This window comes from Nonomuraea sp. NPDC004702, assembly GCF_053601695.1.
In genome coordinates this window covers 46,623-64,551 of the sequence record NZ_JBSGCE010000050.1, presented here as the reverse complement: position 1 = coordinate 64,551, position 17,929 = coordinate 46,623, and the positions used below count along the sequence as shown (strand labels likewise).

The 17,929-nt window shown below is 69.7% G+C and carries 17 protein-coding genes; 10 read left to right on the top strand and 7 right to left on the bottom strand.

The annotated features are described in order from the left end of the window. Positions 1–689 precede the first annotated feature (689 nt). Together ACWEJ6_RS40495 and ACWEJ6_RS40490 are read left to right on the top strand one after the other, a co-directional pair. Positions 690–1,292, top strand: a complete 603-nt coding sequence (locus ACWEJ6_RS40495) for a hypothetical protein (RefSeq protein WP_452430853.1) — start codon at positions 690–692, stop codon at positions 1,290–1,292. A gap of 1,028 nt (positions 1,293–2,320) precedes the next feature. After that, entirely contained in the window at positions 2,321–2,620 is a 300-nt protein-coding gene (locus tag ACWEJ6_RS40490; protein ID WP_452430851.1) for a hypothetical protein, read from the top strand. On the opposite strand, the gene ACWEJ6_RS40485 is transcribed toward ACWEJ6_RS40490, so the two are convergent. Continuing rightward, entirely contained in the window at positions 2,587–3,294 is a 708-nt protein-coding gene (locus tag ACWEJ6_RS40485) for a poly-gamma-glutamate hydrolase family protein (protein WP_452430849.1), read from the bottom strand. The two genes, ACWEJ6_RS40490 and ACWEJ6_RS40485, sit on opposite strands and share 34 nt — an antisense overlap. Positions 3,295–3,442: 148 nt before the next feature. On the opposite strand from ACWEJ6_RS40485, the gene ACWEJ6_RS40480 reads away from it, so the two are divergent. Next, the gene (locus ACWEJ6_RS40480; RefSeq protein WP_452430847.1) at positions 3,443–4,033 is read left to right on the top strand and encodes a tyrosine-type recombinase/integrase; all 591 of its coding nucleotides are present in this window, start codon (positions 3,443–3,445) and stop codon (positions 4,031–4,033) included. Between the two features lie 249 nt (positions 4,034–4,282). On the opposite strand, the gene speB is transcribed toward ACWEJ6_RS40480, so the two are convergent. The 4 genes from speB to ACWEJ6_RS40460 all read right to left on the bottom strand — a co-directional run bounded on the left by speB (position 4,283) and on the right by ACWEJ6_RS40460 (position 9,385). Continuing rightward, positions 4,283–5,299, bottom strand: a complete 1,017-nt coding sequence (speB, locus tag ACWEJ6_RS40475) for an agmatinase (RefSeq protein WP_452430845.1) — start codon at positions 5,297–5,299, stop codon at positions 4,283–4,285. Between the two features lie 46 nt (positions 5,300–5,345). Beyond that, a complete protein-coding gene (locus tag ACWEJ6_RS40470; RefSeq protein WP_452430843.1) occupies positions 5,346–6,239 on the bottom strand; it encodes a LysR family transcriptional regulator in 894 nt (297 codons plus the stop codon). A 207-nt stretch (positions 6,240–6,446) separates the two neighbouring features. Then, the gene (locus tag ACWEJ6_RS40465; RefSeq protein ID WP_452430840.1) at positions 6,447–7,727 is read right to left on the bottom strand and encodes a M14 family zinc carboxypeptidase; all 1,281 of its coding nucleotides are present in this window, start codon (positions 7,725–7,727) and stop codon (positions 6,447–6,449) included. Between the two features lie 2 nt (positions 7,728–7,729). After that, positions 7,730–9,385 (bottom strand): ABC transporter substrate-binding protein, encoded by a 1,656-nt coding sequence (locus ACWEJ6_RS40460; RefSeq protein WP_452430837.1) that lies wholly within the window; start codon positions 9,383–9,385, stop codon positions 7,730–7,732. Positions 9,386–9,489: 104 nt separating this feature from the next. On the opposite strand from ACWEJ6_RS40460, the gene ACWEJ6_RS40455 reads away from it, so the two are divergent. The 5 genes from ACWEJ6_RS40455 to ACWEJ6_RS40435 all read left to right on the top strand — a co-directional run bounded on the left by ACWEJ6_RS40455 (position 9,490) and on the right by ACWEJ6_RS40435 (position 15,059). Beyond that, positions 9,490–10,113, top strand: a complete 624-nt coding sequence (locus tag ACWEJ6_RS40455; RefSeq protein WP_452430835.1) for a TetR/AcrR family transcriptional regulator — start codon at positions 9,490–9,492, stop codon at positions 10,111–10,113. Beyond that, positions 10,110–11,057 (top strand): ABC transporter permease, encoded by a 948-nt coding sequence (locus ACWEJ6_RS40450; RefSeq protein ID WP_452430833.1) that lies wholly within the window; start codon positions 10,110–10,112, stop codon positions 11,055–11,057. The genes ACWEJ6_RS40455 and ACWEJ6_RS40450 overlap by 4 nt, the downstream gene beginning before the upstream one ends. Continuing rightward, a complete protein-coding gene (locus ACWEJ6_RS40445; RefSeq protein ID WP_452430831.1) occupies positions 11,054–11,929 on the top strand; it encodes an ABC transporter permease in 876 nt (291 codons plus the stop codon). Before ACWEJ6_RS40450 ends, ACWEJ6_RS40445 begins: the two co-directional genes overlap by 4 nt. Next, positions 11,926–13,734: a dipeptide ABC transporter ATP-binding protein gene (locus ACWEJ6_RS40440; protein ID WP_452430829.1), complete on the top strand. Its 1,809-nt coding sequence runs from the start codon at positions 11,926–11,928 to the stop codon at positions 13,732–13,734. The genes ACWEJ6_RS40445 and ACWEJ6_RS40440 overlap by 4 nt, the downstream gene beginning before the upstream one ends. Positions 13,735–13,913: 179 nt before the next feature. Next, the gene (locus ACWEJ6_RS40435; protein WP_452430827.1) at positions 13,914–15,059 is read left to right on the top strand and encodes a serine hydrolase domain-containing protein; all 1,146 of its coding nucleotides are present in this window, start codon (positions 13,914–13,916) and stop codon (positions 15,057–15,059) included. Positions 15,060–15,336: 277 nt separating this feature from the next. On the opposite strand, the gene ACWEJ6_RS40430 is transcribed toward ACWEJ6_RS40435, so the two are convergent. After that, positions 15,337–15,858: a hypothetical protein gene (locus ACWEJ6_RS40430; protein WP_452430860.1), complete on the bottom strand. Its 522-nt coding sequence runs from the start codon at positions 15,856–15,858 to the stop codon at positions 15,337–15,339. On the opposite strand from ACWEJ6_RS40430, the gene ACWEJ6_RS40425 reads away from it, so the two are divergent. Together ACWEJ6_RS40425 and ACWEJ6_RS40420 are read left to right on the top strand one after the other, a co-directional pair. Beyond that, positions 15,763–16,338, top strand: coding sequence for an MFS transporter (locus ACWEJ6_RS40425; protein WP_452430858.1), 576 nt, complete (start codon positions 15,763–15,765; stop codon positions 16,336–16,338). The genes ACWEJ6_RS40430 and ACWEJ6_RS40425 overlap by 96 nt on opposite strands. Before the next feature lie 134 nt (positions 16,339–16,472). Next, positions 16,473–17,147 carry a hypothetical protein gene (locus tag ACWEJ6_RS40420; protein ID WP_452430825.1) on the top strand — a complete coding sequence of 225 codons (675 nt, stop codon included), beginning with the start codon at positions 16,473–16,475 and terminating at the stop codon, positions 17,145–17,147. 108 nt (positions 17,148–17,255) lie between these two features. On the opposite strand, the gene ACWEJ6_RS40415 is transcribed toward ACWEJ6_RS40420, so the two are convergent. Beyond that, positions 17,256–17,921, bottom strand: coding sequence for an HXXEE domain-containing protein (locus tag ACWEJ6_RS40415; protein ID WP_452430823.1), 666 nt, complete (start codon positions 17,919–17,921; stop codon positions 17,256–17,258). Positions 17,922–17,929: the final 8 nt, after the last annotated feature.

The window sequence follows — 17,929 nt, the reverse complement described above, 5'->3', positions numbered from 1 at the left end:
CGGGCCGATCGCCCGGGTCGTCGCCTACGACAAGGAGCACCAGACGAGCCTGGTCGAGACGCTGGACGCCTGCATAGATGTGGCCGCTGCTGAGCCCGCTGATCGATGATCTGCGCCAGTGATCGGGCTGGGGAAAGGGCCGGCACCGACCTGCAGCTTGCGAGCGTCAGCCCGTGACAGCACAGGGCAGCGGCCGGCCGCAGGCGTTCCGCCCGGGCGGACAGCGTCTGGTCAGCCGCGCCCAGCGGAGGGAGGCCCTTGGACTGCACGGAGTGGCAGGACGCGGATGGGGCGGTAGCGGCCTGATCGGAAGGGAAGCAAAGGCAGCCACACCTCCGGTGGTGCCGGCTGCCAGCCATGGGTGCGCAGGACGTCCCGGAGCCAGGCTTCGACCTGTTCGGGGTGGCATCCCGGCTGTCGGCCAGCGCGCGGTGGGCGCCGCCCAGGGGCAGCCACCAGTGGCTGCGCCGCCGAGAAGCGCGAACTGATCGTGTTGCACGCCGCCCGCGCTCGCGGCCGCACCTGGGAACAGATCGCCGAGCTGCTGAGCCACAGCCTGCCCGTCCCGCCGCCGTAACCGCAGCCCAGGTCAAGGCCCGGTTTGCAGCGTTGCGTAAGAAGTACCCCTACACGGCCGGCCAACTGCCCCGCACGATCACCAGCACCCCCACCGCCCCCTCGGAGCCGTCATGACCAGCTCGCCCCCGCGCCCGGCCCAGCCGCTGTTCCCGGCCCAGTTTCACGCAGCGCTGCCCGAGCTGCGTCCCCTGAGCGAAGCGCTGTACGGCGCACTGTCGCAGCCGATGAACCAGGCCGACCCGTACGCCGAGATCGCCTGGCAACTGGCCAAAGCTCTGGCGTTCCTGCTCAACACTGCCGACCGGTCCGGCGACCACGCGGCGCTGATGGAGGGGCTGGGCCAGGTCAGCGACTCCACCGCCACCGCCGCCTCCCGTGCCCGTGCGCTGCTGGCCACCGGCGTGCCCGTGCTCACGCTGGCCGCTGACCGCGCCGCCGCTCGCGACAACCGCACCGCGCTCAGCGACAGCCTGACCACCCGCATCACCGCCGAGCTGCTGACCGCCGACGAGCACGGCAACAGCTACGGCGGCCCGCGCGACCTGCTGGACATGGAGCTCACCGGCGACAGCATCGCGGTGAAGAGGGAGCTGCACGCACCGATGCGCGCGCCCTGTTGGACTGAGACGCCGTGCTGCGCGCCCTCGGCGCCGCCTACGACCGCGCCACCGCGCCTGCGCGTGAGCATCCAGATGACCAGTCCGCCCGTGTGACGACACCGTGACCGAGCTAGTGGCCCGGCCCGGACCGGGCGCCCCGGGCGCTCCGGCGTCCAGCAGCGTCGGGCTGGCCTTCTTTGCCCGGCCATCCAGGCGCCCGGCCCCGGCCGCCTGGGTGGCCGGCGCCGCGGCAGACGTCCGGTGCTGCTCGGCCTGGGCCTGCTCCCGCTCGCCCAGGGCGTCGTCGCGGGCCTGCTCGGCCGTGCCCTGGGCGCGTTCGTCCTCGGACACCTGGGCCCAGGCGTCGCGGGCGTCCTCCCTGGCGGCCTCAACCCGGCGGTCGGCATCCTGCCGGACTCGGCGCTGCCTCCGCATTCTCCGGCAAGCCCCGCAGCAGCAGGCTCGGTGGGCCATGATGCTCGCTGTCGCGCGATCGTGCTCTTCGGCAGGCCTTGCCGAAGACTTTGATCATCTTCCTCGTTCCGGTAGCGGTGGTCGGGGTAGATCAGCGGGCATGGGCAAGAGCACGCTAATGGGCAGGGACGCCGCGGCCCGCATCCAGTCCGCGGCAGCCAGGAATCCCGGTAGCGACACCGCTCGTGATGCGTTCGATCGCCGTGCCCAGTCCGCCGGAGACAAGAACGAGGCCCGTGGCCGTGACGATGGCCGCCACAGTGACGCCGCACGATGACCGACGTGCGATGACCGACGTGCGATGACGACGTGCGATGACGACGTGCGATGACGACGGCAGCCGCGGGACTGCCGCACCCCAGTGCCCGTGACCGAGGAGACTACCTGCGGTGGCCATGACCTTCCGCCCCACGCTCGGGCAGCTCTACGATCCGATGCGCCCGCAGTTGCCGGAAGCGATGTCCTGGAGACTGTCCGCGTCGGACGTGGAGCTGCTCATCTCCGTGCCCGACCCCACAGCCGAGGAAGTGGCCGCGACGCACGGCTTTGTCGGGGCGGGCCCATCGCCTTCATCGAACGACCGAACGTGGCGGACGAGCGGTTCACGAGGGCGGCGAGTTTCAGAGATCGCATGTTCGCGGTCTGGGTCACGAGCAGGACCGGCTGGCGTGCGCCGTCAGCGCCACCAGGAGCTTGCCGCCGCGCACACCACGCACGACGCTGCCGAACGCCGGGTCACCGAGCTCTACACCAAGGCCGCCGAGCAGCTCGGCAACGCTCAGGCCCCCGTCCGGTTGGCCGGTCTGTACGCGCTGGAGCGCCTGGCCCAGGACACCCCGGCGCTGCGGCAGACGATCGTGGACGTGATCTGCTCATATCTGCGCATGTCGTACACGCCGCCGCGCGAGGACCGTGGCGAGAAGATCCGTGCCGCTCAGCCAAGGGCACGGTTGACGGCCGCGACGTAGCGGTAGAAGGCGTTCGTACGGTTGGCGGGGTTCTCAACCCAGGCGCGAGTCAGCTTGCCGCCGTCGAAGAACCGCTCCCGCTGGCCCCGGCTGATCTCCAGCTGCACTCCCATGCCTCTGCGGTTCCTGTTCGCGATGTTGCGGGTGCTCGTGCCGCCGATCTCCGTGGGCACGGACGCCGCGACGGGGAACCCGGCGGCGCGTAGCTCGGCCTTCACCTTCTTGATCAATGCCGTGTCTCGTCCACCGACGTAAGTGGTGGCGCCGGTGCCTGCGGCGGCGTGCCAGGAGATGGTGTAGTCGACGCCCGCCACCACCGCGAGCGCCTTGGGTTCGTCGAAGTGCGTGGCGGTGATGTGCAGAGCGCTGTTGCCGGAGGCCTTGATGCCCTCGAACGAGTAGTAGGCGTGCCTGCGGCCTGCAGCCTGGTCGGCGAGCTGCGACGTGGGCGCCTCGATGGCGCCGCCGTGGATGGCGATGTGCGCCACCCGCGCTCCGCGGGGGACGCGCTGGACGCGGCGATAGTCCCTGCCCTCGGTCTCTTGGGCGGAGAGCTGGGCGTAGCCGGCGTAGACATCGCGCGCGCTCACCTGCGCCGTGGACATGGCGTGCGCGGCAGGGGCAAGGCCGATCACGAGCAGGCCCGCAGCGGCGATGGACAGCGTCTTCTTCACATCAAGCCTTCCGAAGATCTTCCTGGGCCGCCATCATGCCAGGTACGCGTGACCCATCTTGACTCGCGGGATCGCCCTGGCCCCCACCCCGACCGGCGCGGAGCCGTCCCGGACTCGAACCAACCATGCGGCGTAATGTGCAAAGTTCGTGTCGTTCACGCCAGACCGGTCGGCCAGCAGCATGGGCAGGCAGCGCCAGTCGTCCTCCAGTTGCTCTTCCTGGGCCGACCCGCGGGCGCGCCTGCTGGACGGCGCGCAGTGGGAGGCGGTCCAGGCGGACGTCCTGCCCGGGCTGAGCCTTGAGGAGCCGGTGGCCGAGCACCTGGCCGGACGAGTACGGGCGCTGGACGCGGCCTGGCAGTTGATCGCCGAGCGGCTGCCGCGGCTTCTCCGGCTCCCGGACGGCAGCACGCGCACGACGGTCCGCTGTTCCTGGCCCAACGCCGCCCCTCCCCCAGCCCGCCGGCCGGCGGCTGGCGATATCTGCCCGCACACCGGTCGCGCCCGCCTGGGCTACGACCGCGCCCGCGTCCTGCTGGAGAAGTACGCCGGCCTCGATCTGCACCAGCTCCGCCACAGCGCCGCCACCCACCTCGGCGACGCCGAAGTGCCGCTGCAGCTCATCATGGGCAAGACCCGGCACAAGAACCCCCGCACCGCCATGCGCTACGTCAAACCCGGACCTGAGGCCATCGCCAAGGTCACCGAGATCCTGGCGCCCCACCGCCGCACCCACTGATCAGCCCAGTGGCGGCTGGCCGGGGCTGTAGACAGTCGGGGCCATCACGTCACGGACCACTAACAGGCGAACAAGCCCCAGGTCGCTCGCGCTAATTCCTGCGCCCAGCCTCCTCCAAGGCCCTTCACCGTGCCGGCCGGTCGGGGCAGCGGCGTGGATCCAGTGCCGGACATCCTGGCGGCGGTTCTGACCGCCAGGCGTTTGATCGCGCTCCGATGTCAGAGCGCTCGGCCTGGGCGCCTTCGTGCTTCAGTAGCTGTCGAGCAACGGCTGGCTGCGATCCCATGGCTCGAGCCCGCCGTTCTTCTCTGCCTGCTGGCGGGCGAGACCGGACAGCGCTTCCAGCACGATCCGGCTGCCGAGCATGGCGGTGATGTCGGATTGATCGTGGCCAGGAGCGACCTCGACCACCTCGACACCGACGATGGGCAACTCGTAGGCAAGCCGTCGTACGGCGTCCAGCAGTTCGCGTGAGGTCAGTCCGCCAGGCTCGGGGGTTCCGGTGCCCGGGGCCATTCCAGGGTCGACCACGTCGACATCGATCGACAGATACACGCCATCACAACCGTCGACGGCAATCTGCGAGGCCTCGTCGAGGCAGGTGTTCAGGCCACGCTCGACGAGCTCGGTCATCTCGTAGGAGCGCATCCGCTGTTCGGCCATCCAGGTGAGCGTCTCGGGCCCGGGCCAGTAGCCGCGCAGCCCGATCTGCAGAAATCTGTCGCCCCTGGCGGCACCGGACTCGATGAGGCGGCGCATCGGCTGCCCGTGGCCGATGAGCGAGCCGAAGGAACTGTCTCCGGTGTCGGCATGGGCGTCGAAATGCATGATCGAGACCCGGCCCCAGCCGACTGCGCGGGCGACGCCCGTGACGTTCGGCAGGGCGATAGAGTGATCACCGCCCAGTACGAGTGGAATCTTCCCGGCCGCCGAGACGATGTTCACGGCCCGCTCCAAGGCCGCGTGGGCACCGTGCGCGTCACCGCTGAACATCTCCACATCTCCGGCGTCCTTGACCTTGAGGTCGAGCAGGCCGTCCACGCCCAGGGCCAGAGAGGGTCGGGTGCCATCGTGCCCGAGGTAGCAGGCCTGACGGATGGCGCCGGGACCGAATCGGGCGCCTGCCCGGTAGGAGGTGCCGCCGTCGTATGGAGCACCCAGGATGACGACCTGGGCATCGCTCCAGGTTTCGGGCTCGTCAAGATCACAGGCAGGCACGCCGAGGAACGTGAGGTCAGGGCCGTACATGGCGCCGTAACGGGTCATGTCGCCCATCGTCGCAGTCAGGCGACACGGTCGGAATGCCCCGGTTCTAGGTAGCGGCTCCATAGTGGCTATGGAGCTGCGTACGAAGCCGTTCGACGAGGGGCGGCTGCGGGCCGGCAGGGGTGACGAACAGGACGCTGCGCGCGCCGATGTCCTGCGCCGTCTCCCGGGCGACGACGTCGTGTCCCTGCTCCAGCGCGAGCTCGGGCACCAACGCGACCGTGCCACCGGCGGCCACCAATCCGTGGATCACGCTGTAGTTGTCCGTACGAAGCACGATGCGGGGGCGGAAGCCGAGCAATTGACAGGTGGCGAAGAGTGTTTGGTCGCTTGGGTCGTAGCCGCTGGCGGAGATGATCCAGCCCTCCTCGGCGAACTGCCCGAGATCGACAGGCCCGGCGGGGGCGTACTCCACGGGCAGCAGCAGGCGGAAGGGATCGTCGAACAGTTTCTCCACGTACAGATCCGATCCGTAGCGCGGTGTGACACCTGCGACGTCGTAGATCAGCGCGCAGTGCAGCGACCTGGACCTGACCCGTGTAAGCAGCTCAAGGGGCTCGGCCTCGGTCAGTTCGACCCGGACCCCGCTGCCCTCGGTCGCTCGCCGCAGCGGGCGTGGGAGTAGTTTCGTGGCGGCCGTGGTAAAGGCGCCGACACGCAGAGTGGCCAGGCCATGGGCCAGACGGGCCTGCACATCCGACTCCACCACGGCGATCCGGTCGAGCACCCCGGCCGCGTGCTCCAGCACCATCGCGCCGATGTCGGTCAGGACGGCACCGGCAGGGCTCCGTTCGACCAGCCGCGCACCGAGGTGGGATTCCAGGGCCTCTAGGTGGTAGCTGATCGTGGGCTGGCCAAACCGGAGCTGCCGTGCCGCCCCCGCCAGAGAGCCGTTCACCGCGATGGCGCGCAGCACCTGGAGCTGACGCAGGTCAATCATGCAGTTGGGGCACCGCCTCAAGCAAGGTGCGCCTTGAACGATGACGAGGCGCACGGATCAGTTCCGCAGTCGGTCCAGTCTCCACGATCGGATGCGGTGCATCACGACGATGGTGTGGGCCACATGGCGGCCCACGGGAGGCTGTGAGACGAACACCATCGAAAGGCGCTCGTCCGGCGGTTCACCTGGTGCGATGCGGGCGGTCGCTCACAACAGACTCGCAGTGGTCAGCGCCATGCCGACGTGAGCCCGGACGGCGGGTCCGAGTCCGACGAAGGTGAGTTCGCTCTCCCGCTCAGCCGATGCAGCAAGGGTGTTCGACACCTCGGCCAGGACGCCGGCGACCTCCGGAGCCAACGGCGACCTCTTCGACTCGTCTCGGAGAAACGCTGTCAGATGTCCCGTGCAGCGCAGGGTGTCGAGCAGCACGTCCTCGGCCACTGATCGTGCGTAGGCCAGGGTGCACTGCTGGTCGGCCGACTCCAGGCCGGGCTCGGGACCGGCGTTCAGGGAACGCAGTTGCTCCAGCACCCCCCGGCCGCGAGGGGTGTCGAGGTCGTGGTGGGCCCGAACGGCGGCGACCCAGCCGGCCATGCGAACGGCCAGATCGGCTCTGGCTGCCTGGGCGGCGTCGTGGACCTGGCGGAGGGTTTGATCGCTGAGAGCGTCGTCGGCCATGGCGGCATGGACCCACATCGGTGGCTCCTGGACGACGCCCACGGTGCCGTATGCCAGGGCGTACTCGGTGCTCGACAGCATGCCGCCCGCTGGATCCGACATCTGGAAGAGTCCTCGGCCAAGGACGTGGACGTCGAGTTCGGGACGGCCCCCGTGAATGGGCAACCCTGTTGCCTCACCGGTCTCTCCGAGCCCTTCGACCAGGCCGGGCAGATCCTGGGTGACATACGCGAAGAGACCGCCGGTCTCGCCGTTGTGCATGGTGATCAGCAACGTCGGCCGCAAGTTGTCGATGACGGCGGCGACGGCCGCCGACTCTGGGATCGGGTCGAGGCCGGGCGGGTCGAGGTCGGGTCGGGAGAACGTCCACTCGTACTGCTCGGGGAACGGGGGGCGGTAGATGTGCTCGGCGTAGTGGCGGCGGGTGTAGGGGCCGGCGTACCAGCCGTAGTTGAGAGCGGCGCCGTCGGGGTCCACACACGGCACGAGATGCCAGACCAGGCCCAGTTCCTTTACCAGCGACGGATCCTCGGCAAGAAGTTCGCCGAGGGCCAGGGCTCCCAGCGTGCCGGTGGGCTCGTTGGGGTGGGGCATGCCGGTGACCACAGCGTGCCGGTCACCGCGTGCGGCCCCTGCGCTCACGGAGAGCATGGTGAGCGGCAGCCCGGCACGAGAGGTGCCGATGACCTCGAGCGCCGTCGTCTCCGGGTGTCGCGCGTGGATCCGCCGCAGCCGATCTTCGACCTCGGGCAGGGTCGGGAAGTGGGAGGCGTCCGGAACCCGTTCGAGGTATCGCTTGAGTCGTTCCATGCTCAGCGTCCTCCGAGCGTCGTGAGCCAGGGCGAGTAGAGGCTGTAGGGGCTGGCGGAAGTCACGCCGCCGAGGCGGTTGTTGAGGAACATGGTGCCGAGGCTGTAGGCGATGGGAATCCACACCTTGTCGCGCGTGATGGCCTGCTGAGCCTGGACGACGAGCTGAGCGCGCTGCTCGGCGTCGGGGGTCGACCTGGCCTGGTCGAGAAGCGCGGCGACCTTCGGGTTGTCGTATCGGCCGAAGTCGGCGGCCGATCCCGGCGTTCCGATCTGCTGGTAGAGCTCAAGGGGGTCCGGGATGTCGGCGAACCAGTCGGTGACGAACGCGTCGACCTTGGCGCGGGCGTCGGCGCTGGAGAAGAGCGGGTAGAAGTCCGCGTCGGGCATCGACTTGATCGTGATGTCGAAGCCCGCCTGCTTGGAGTTGCTCTGGATGGCTTCACCGACGCGCACGAGGTCGGCTGATCCGGACGGGACGGCGATCGTGACGGCCGGGTGGGGGGTGCCCGCCTGGGCGAGGAGTCGTTTGGCGGTGGCGATGTCCCGCCGGGGTTCGGGCAGCGCGTCGTAGGCCTGCTGGAAGGTGGCGGTGGCGTAGCTGAACGCGCCGGGGGGCACGATGGCGCGCAGGGGCTTCGCGGTGGGGCCGAAGATCGTGGAGATGATGCCGGGGTAGTCGATGGAGTACGACAACGCCTCGCGCACCAGGGGGTTCGCCAGCGGACCGGTGCCGGTGAGCCGGGTGGGCACCACAGCGGTCTGCGCGGTCGAAGGCCCGAGGTACATCTTCCCGCCGGCCGTGTTCGTCAGCTTGGACAGGGCGGCGCCGCCCGGGACGGAGAAGGTCCCGTCCACGTCGCCGTTGGCGAGGGCGGAGGCGACGGTGCTGTCGTCGGCGATGAAGGTGAACTTCACCCGCCGGGCCAGGAGCGGTCGCCGGCCCGCGCCCCACCAGCGGTCGTTGGCGGCCAGCGTGATGCTGTCGCCCTTCTTCCATGACTCCACCGTGTACGGACCGGTGCACACGATGCCGCCCCGGGCGGTGCCGAACGCTGTTCCGGCCTTCTCGGCGGCCGCCTTCCTGACGATCTGCCCCATCGGAGTGGCGAGCATCCCGGTGAAGATGGTGTCCGGCTGCTTCAGGGTGATCGTCACCGTGCGGGTGTCGGTGACGGTGACCTTCTCCAGGCGGACGGCGAACTGGCTCCAGTAGGACCCGGAGGCGGGGTCCGTCACACGCTTGAGGCTGAAGGCGACGTCCTCGGCGGTCAGGGGGTGTCCATCGCTGAAGGAGACCCCAGGCCGCAGGTGCACGACGTAGGTGGTGGGGTCCGGTGTGCTGATCGACGTCGCCAGTCCCGGCTCCACGGAGCCGCCGGGCGTGAAGGCCAGCAGCGATTCGCACACGTTGGAGCTCACCCACAGGTCGGCTCCGCTGAAGGCCTTCGTGGGGTCGAGGCTGGTGGGCTCACCGGGGAGGTTCCACGTGACCGACTCGACTCGTTCCGTGGCCGCGGGTGCGGCGACCGGATGGCCTTCCGGCGCGGTTGCCGGCCTGTCGTCGTGTGCGCGCCCGCAACCGGTGAGAACCAGGACGGCGCCGACGACGGCTGCGACCGGTCCGGCCGGCCGGCGTCGACGAAGCGGATGGGACATCGTGTGCCTCCTGAGGACGAAGCAGGGGAAGGACCGACGAAGTTGTTGAACATTTGCACAAGAAAGTCTTGAACACAAGTACAACTTTGGGTTGAATGTCCGCCATGCCGACCCACTCGCACCCCAAGGGGGAGCAGACCCGTCGCCGCATCCTCGACGCGACTTTGCAGGTGATCGCGGACGCGGGAGTCCGTGCCGTCACCCATCGCAGCGTGGCCAGGCAGGCAGCAGCGGCACCCGGGCTGATCACCTACTACTTCTCCAGCACCGACGCGCTGATCGCGGGCGCCTTGGCCGATGTCGCCACCCAGGAGGCCGCGGCGTTCGCACGGCTGCGCGCCCAGGTGGAGGAGACGGGCGACGACCCGGCCGCACTGGTGGAACTGTTCGTCGCCGAGGTCATGAGCCGTGCGGGCGAACGGAAGGTGACCACGACGGCCACCCTCGCGCTGACCCTCGAACTGGCAGGACAACACTTCGACCGAAGCGCCTTCGAAGCATGGGAGGCGAGCGGGTTCGCGCTGTGCGACGCCACGGTGCGGGCGCTGGGCGGCGAGCCGGATCCCGACCTGACCCAGTTCCTGTCGTCCACCCTCGACGGCCTGTTCCTGTCCGCCGTCATATCGCCGAACGCTCACTACCTGGAGAGCGCGACGCGGGCGGGCCTGACCCACCTGTTCGACGGACTCAGGATGCGTCCATCCGATCGGCGACCGGCCGGCTCATGACCAGATTCGTCCTGTCGCGCATCGGCATCTTCGTGGCCACGCTCTTCGCGGCGAGCATGGCCGTGTTCGCCAGCATCCTGCTGGCGCCCGGCGACCCCATCGACTTCCTCCTGGGCAACCGGCCGTCCACACCGGCGCAGCGCGCCGCCCTGGCTGAGCAATACCACCTCGACCAGCCCTTCGCCGAGCGCTACGTCTCCTGGCTTCGCGGACTGCTCAGCGGCGACCTCGGCGAGTCCATTCAGCAGCACGCACCGGTCTCGGAACTGCTGCGCACCGCGGCTCCGACGACGGCGCTGCTGGTGCTGATGACCTTCCTCATCGTGGTGGCGGCGGGGTTGCTGCTCGGCGGACTGGCCAAGCGCCGGTCCCGGCTGGTCGACGACGGCGTCTCGGCCCTGATGAGCATCAGCATCGCCACCCCGGCGTTCGTCGCCGCGACCGTCCTGATCTCGGTGTTCGCCGTGGGTTTCGGCTGGTTCCCCGTCTTCGGCCAGGGCACGGGATGGGGTGATCGCCTCCATCATCTCGCGCTGCCCGCCATCGCGCTGTCGGTCGGCTGGTGGCCCGTGGTCGGCTCGGTCGTCCAGACGTCGATCCGCGAGGAGATGGGACGGGAGCACGTCGAAACGGCGTTCGGCCGCGGCCTGCCACGCCGGCACGTGTTCCGCAGGCACGTCCTTCGCAACTCCCTGGTTCCGATCGTGACCGCGGCCGGTCTGTCCCTGGCCGGCATGGTCGTCGGCTCCGCCATCGTCGAGACGGCCTTCCAGCTCAACGGCCTCGGCGGGCTGCTGATCAGTTCGGTGACGCAGAAGGACTTCCCCGTCGCGCAGGCCATCGCGATGGTGCTGCTGGTGATGTTCGCGCTCACCAACCTGCTCGTCGACCTGCTCACGGCCTTCCTCGACCCACGCGTCCGCTCCCAGTGGAGTCCGTCATGACCTTGCTCGATCAGCTCACCCACCCGGACATGTCGGGCATGCGGCGGCGTCTTCCGCGCATCGCCGGGCTGGACCTGCCCGGCCACATCGCCCTCGCCGGCGTCGTGCTCTTCGCCGTCCTGGCGCTCTTCGGGCCGCTGCTCGCCCCGCACGACCCCGACGCGGTCGAACTGTCGCAGGCGTACTGGGGTCCGGACGCAGGTCACTGGCTCGGGTACGACGGACAGGGCCGCGACATCGTCTCCCGGCTCCTCGTCGGCGCCCGATCCAGCTTCCTCGGCCCGCTGTCCATCGTCGCCCTCGCCACCACGCTGGGAATGGCCGTAGCGGTGGTCGCGGCCTGGCGGGGTGGATGGGTCGACACTGTGCTGGCCGGCGTCCTGGATGCCACCATGTCCTTCCCCGGGCTGCTGCTCGCCGTCCTCGCCGCCGCCGTGCTCGGAACAGGCCCGCTCGCCCTGGTGATCGCCCTCGCGCTGGCCTACGTGCCCTACGTCGCCCGCGTCGTGCGATCAGCCGCACTGACCGAGATCGGCAAGGACTACGTCGACGCGCTCACCGCGCAGGGATTCTCCGGGATGACGATCTGCTCGCGTCATGTCGTCCCCAACGTCCTGCCGATGGTCATGGGCCAGGCCGCGCTCACCCTGGCCTGGGCGACGGTCGACCTGGCGGGGCTGTCCTACCTCGGGCTCGGCGTGCAGCCGCCCTCGGCCGACTGGGGGGTCATGGTGTCGACGGGGCAGGCCGGCGTCCTGGCCGGATATCCCGCCGAGTCGATCGCGTCCGGGGTCTGCCTGATCGCCGCGATCTGTTCCTTCTCCCTGGTGGGAAATCGTCTGCTGCGCCGAGCCGAGGAGTTGGCCGCATGACTATGTTGACGATCCGCGACCTCAACGTCAGTCTCACCGTCGGTGGACGGCGGCGCCTCGTCCTGCGCGACCTCGGCATCGAGGTGGCCGCGGGCGAGACGGTGGCCCTCGTCGGCGAGTCCGGCTCCGGCAAGTCGATGACCGCCCGGTCGATCGCCCGGCTGCTCCCTCGCCAGGCGACGGTGTCGGGCACCATCACGGTCGACGGCCAGGACGTGCTCCGCCTGGACGAGGCGGCCCTGCGCCGCTACCGCGCCACGAAGATCGCGATGATCCACCAGGATCCGCGCGTCCACATGAACCCCGTGCGGACCGTCGGGGACTTCCTGGTGGAGGGCCTGACCACCACCGGAGGGCTTCGCCGTGCCGCCGCCGAGTCCAAGATGGTCAAGCTCCTCGACGAGGTCGGCATCTCCGACGGCCGAAGACGACTGCGCCAGTATCCGCACGAGCTTTCGGGCGGGATGCTGCAACGCATCATGATCGCCGTGGCGCTCGCCGGGGATCCACAGCTCGTGCTCGCCGACGAGCCGACCACGGCGCTGGACGTGTCGACCCAGTCCGAGGTGACGGCGCTCCTGGACGACCTGCGCCGGGATCGCGGCATGGCGATGTTGTTCATCACCCACGACCTCGAACTCGCAGCCGCCATCAGCGATCGCGTCGCGGTGATGTACGCCGGCGAGATCGTCGAGGTCGGCACCAGCGATCGGCTGCTGACCGCGCCGCAGCACCCCTACTCTGCCGGTCTGCTGGGCGCTCGCCCCGACCTCGGGCGCGCGCTTCCCCGCTTGCGCGCCGTACCGGGACGACCGCTGGCGGCTTTCGAGGCTCCGCCAGGTTGTGCCTTCTCCGACCGGTGTGACTTCGCGATCGACCGGTGCACCCACGAGCATCCGACGCTTGACATGACTTCCGCGACACCCGCGCGATGCCTGAGACGCGCCGAGATCACGCTCACACCCACACCGAGCGTCGATGCCCGAGAACGACCGGCCGCCTCCGGCGAAACCGTGCTCCGGGTCACCGGACTGTCGAAGGACTTCCCCGGCCACAGAGCCGTCGACGACGTCTCCTTCTCACTCGCCTCCGGCGGTTCGCTCGGGATCGTCGGCGAGTCCGGATCAGGGAAGACGACCGTGGCCCGGATGCTGGTCGGGCTGACCACGCCCACCGCCGGGACGATCACGGTCTGCGGCCGCGACCGCTCCTCGCCGGCTGCACGGCTCCGCGAACGCCGGGATCGCGCTCGGGAACTGCAGATCGTGTTCCAAGACCCCTACTCCACGCTCGACCCGCGCCGATCCGCGCAAGCGTGCCTCGACGAGGTGCTCCGCCTCCACCGGCCCGAACTGGATCGGCGCGCACGCGCGGCAAGGATCCGCGAACTCGCCGACATGGTGGGGATCGACGAGCGGCAACAACAGGCGTTCCCCCGCCGGCTGTCCGGGGGACAGCGACAGCGGATCTCCATCGCCCGAGCGCTGGCGGTGGAACCCAAGGTGTTGATCCTCGACGAATCCGTCTCGGCGCTGGACGTGTCGATCCAGGCGCAGATCCTCAACCTGCTCGACGACATCCGGCACGCCACCGGGATCAGCTACCTCCTCATCAGCCATGACCTGGCCGTCGTCAGGCAGCTCACCGAGACCTGCGTCGTCATGCGGCAGGGCCGCATCGTCGAGAGCGGGCTCACAGGTGACGTGCTGGACAGCCCCCAACATCCGTACACCCAAGCCCTGCGCACCAGCGTCCCCACGCCCGGCTGGAAACCGACGCGCCGTCCTACGAACGCGAGCGCCTGAGCAGCGGTCCCCACGTCACACCTCGGTGCGCCCGTTGACACGGTGGCGCATGGACCACGCACCGCCTCCACTCCTTGTCTCTCAGGTCATCCGCCTGGAAGAAACCTTGGCGCTCCGGCCAACAGCAGCCGGGAAACCCGCCTCCACAATGACGCGTATCCCCCAGAGAAGGGCGTGCAATGATACGAGCACTCGTCCTGGCCCTCAGCCTCCTGGCGGCCTTCGCCCCGGCGGCCGGGGCGAAGCCAAAGATCTCCGACCCGGTTTCGGCCGCACTGGACACCGCGTTCGCCAGAGCCTCCTCGAAGGTCGGCAACCCCGGCGTCCAGGCAGTCCTGCTGCGCAACGGCACCCCTGTCTGGTCGACCGTCTCCGGCAAGGCGATCAACAGCCCGACAACGCCCGTCACCAACTCGACGATGTTCGCCTACGCCAGCTTCAGCAAACTGGTGCTGGCCACCTACGCTCTGCACCTGGTCGAAACCGGCACGCTGTCCCTGGACAGCCCGATCTCGACGTACCTCGGCAACGACGTCCCCGGCTCCACCACGGTCACCCTGCGCATGCTGCTCCAGCACACGGCGGGCTACCCGGACATCTACGGCGCCCCCGAGACCGCCGACCTGTTCCTGCCCGGCGACCACTACGACCCGAACCGGCCCTACACCTGGTCCATGCTGGCACCGGGAATCCACGCGCCAGTGGCGCCGGGCACGAAGTGGGAGTACTCCAACACCGGCTTCATCATCATCGCCCACCTGCTCAGCAGGGTGTCCGGCGGAGACGCCGCACTGGCGAGCGGCATCCGCACGTTCGTCCAGCGGACGGGGGCGACCAGCACGGAGTTGACCGCTGAGCGATCCGACAGCGCGTTCCTGCGTTTCGCCCACGGGTACACGGTCGACAACGGCAAGACCATCGACTACTTCACCCGCTACGGGGCCACCGGCATCCCCACCGATGTGTACGGCATGCCGTTCGGCGACGGGATGTTCGCCGGGACGGCGCTCGGCGCCGCCAAGCTGCTCGACGCGCTGTATGCCAGGGAACAGCTACTGCTGCCTGCCACAGTCACGCAGATGATCAAGGTGACGCCCCAGTCGGTGCGGGCGGGCGAGCCCTACGGGATGGGCACCCTGGCGACCAGCGTCTCCGGACGTAGCTGGCAGGGGCACTCAGGGCTGTACGGCGGTTTCACCTCCCTGGGCGGCACCGACATGGCGAGAGGGGTCACCCTCATGGTTGTGACCAACCAGGAAGGCAAGGGAGCTGCCAGGACGATCTGGACCGACCTGGCGAAGGCCTACGCATCTGTAACCTCCTGACACACGAAGAGGGTACGGCTCGCGCTGACGTCGGCCGTACCCTCGTTTCGTTCTGGCCGGGGGCGGCCTTCAGCCTGTGAGGCTCAAAAACAGGATGTGATGTCTGATCCGCGGAACCAACCGTGACGTGACAGCACCTCGGCCATGGCTGGCAGCGTCTCCACGGAACGGGCATTCACGCCCGGCACGTGAGATTCGAGACAGTATCTTCAGCGTCGGCGCTGCGCCGGGTGACCGCAGCGATGCAATGGTATCCATCAGGCTCTCTTTCTCCATGTCATGTACGTGAGGAGAGGGCGAGCAGGCCGGCGGCCAGGGCGCGGGCGTGGGCGGCGGCATACTCGCCGTCGCCCAGCCGGATCTGCCGGTTCTGGTGGTGCAGCACCACGGTGCCGTCCAGCTGCCGGGCAACGTCGATGCCGGCCTCGGGCAGCGTCACACCGCGGGCGCCGTCGCCGAGGTCGCCGCTGAGGTCGGCCAGTTCGGGCAGCACCAGCCCGGCGGCGGCCTGCGCGGCGGACAGCCGGTCGCGTAGTTCCCGTACCTGCTCGGCGTCACGTTCGCGTTCAGGTTGGGCGGCGCGGGCCTGCTGTTCGGCGGCCACGGCGCGCTCGCGCTGGAGGTCACGCTCGGTGCCGGCCTGGCGCAACTCCTCCTCGGCGCGGGCCTGCAGCCGCGCGGCGCCGGCGGCCTCCCCCGGGCGGTGACCAGGGCCGGACGCGCGTCGGTCGCCTCCTGCCGGGCGGTCTCGGCGCGGCTGTCGGCGTCTCGGCCCGGGCCTGAGCCTGGCGGCTGTCATGCTCGGCACGCTCGCGAGCGAGGTCGGCATCGGCGGTCGCGGTCCACAGGGTTTCGGCCTCCCAGGAGGAGTGGAACGGCGCACGCCCCACTCTCTCCCCCCGCAGGTAAGGAGGGCGCCTTCTCGGGCGCGTACCGCGCGCTCACCCTCGGCCTCCTGCTGTCGGTCGGCATGGTCGCGTTCGAGTCCCTCGGGGTGCCGACCGTGCTGCCCGGCATCGCGGAGGATCTCGACGGCCTGGGCGCTTACGGGTGGGGCCTGTCGGTGCTGATGCTCGCCAACATCGTCGGCACCGTGCTCGCCGGGCGCGCCGCCGACCGCCGGGGCTCCTGGCGTCCGATGGCCCTGGGCATGCTCGTCTTCGCGGCGGGCTGCGCGGTGGCCGGCGCCGCACCCTCCTGGCTGCCGTTCCTGGTGGGCCGCTTCGGACAGGGCCTGGGCGTTGGAGCGGTCATGTCCATGGCCTACACCATGATCTGAGTTGCCTACCCCGAGCGCCTGCGGGCCCGGATGTACGCCCTGCTGTCCTCGGCCTGGACGATCCCTTCCCTCGTCGGCCCCGCCGTCGCAGGCATCCTGGCCGACCATCTCACGTGGCGGTCGGTCTTCCTTTCATGCTGCCGATCGCCGGGTGGCCGCTCTTCTCGCTTTGCCCGGCATGCCGCCTGCACCGCGCAGAAGCAGCCGCCACCGCCCCAGCCCCGGCCGCTCCGTGGTGGACGCGTCCGCTGGCCGGCGCGATCCTGCTCACCGTGGGCACCGGCGTGCTGCTCCAGGCACTGCTGCTGAAGAACCTCGTCCTCATGATCGTGCTGGCCGTGGCCGGTGTCGCCGTTGCCCTGCCCGCGCTGCGCCGGGTCACCCCGGAAGGCACCCTCAGCGCCCGGGCCGGCCTCGGCGCGGGTGTCGTCGTCCGTGGCCTGCTGTGCGGTGTCTATTTCGGCAGCGAAGCCTCCCTGCCCCTCGGGCTGCAGCAGCTGCGGGGCATGGGCGCCACACTGGCCGGTCTGGGGCTGTCCGCCGGAGCCATCACGTGGGTTGTCGGCGCAGGTCTGCAGGCCAGGCGGGACAACGGGAAGAACGGCACGCGCACGGCCTCCACCGTGCTGGGCTTCGCCGTCCTGCCGGCGGGGGTCGCGCTGATCGCGTTGACGATCCTGACCAGCGCACTCCCCTCCTGGCTCGCCCTGGTCGGATGGGCCGTCGGCGGCCTCGGCATGGGCATCGGCTTCAACGCCTCCACCACCGCCTTGTCCAGCCACGGTAAGAGTCCGCACCAAGCTCCTTGACGTGTTTGGCCGTTTCAGTGCTGCTCGAGCCCCGAGGCCGAAGTGGCCCGGTCAAGGTGGGGCCGGCGGGGTGCGCCGTCTCGGCGCGGTTGTCTGCCTGCACGGTGGTCATTGCGCCGCGGCGGGCGCTTTCGGCGAATGCCGGGCAGGCTCGGCGCGGTCGCCGGGTGAGGTGAGGGCGTAGGGGCCGACTTGGTGGGCGGTGAAGCGGTGCGGGCTGTTCTTGTCGTGCATGACGAGGTTGGGGCCGGCGACGCCGATGGCGGCGAACGCGATGGTGTAGGCCAGGCCCTTTCTGAGGTCGGAGCCGGTGATGCCCTCCCTTTTCAGGGCGCGCAGGTAGACCAGGCCGAGGGGGACGTGGAGGAAGATCGAGGCCAGGAAGCCGGGGCTGTAGCGGGCCTTGGCCTTGGCGGGGAGCATGATGCCGTGCCAGAACGCCTGCGCGATGCCGAACATGACCGGGGCGATGCCGAGCCATTTCACCTTCGGCGCCAGGACGGGCGCGACGTAGAAGGGGTAGGCGAAGGCGGTGTTGACGCACAGGGCGCTCTGGGTGTTCAGGGGGTAGTTGTCGGGGCTGTCGCTGCCGAACAGACCGCGGTTGAACTGGCCGGGGAAGTAGCCGGGGTCTTCGTACTCCTCGTACTGGTGGACCAGCAGCGCCCCGAAGTTCAGTAGGGACAGCAGCCGGAGGGTGGAGACCTTGCCCGAGGCCAGCGCCGCGGCGCCGCCCACTCCCATGGCCAGACCCCCGCCGATCCTGGGCGCCATTGACGGCG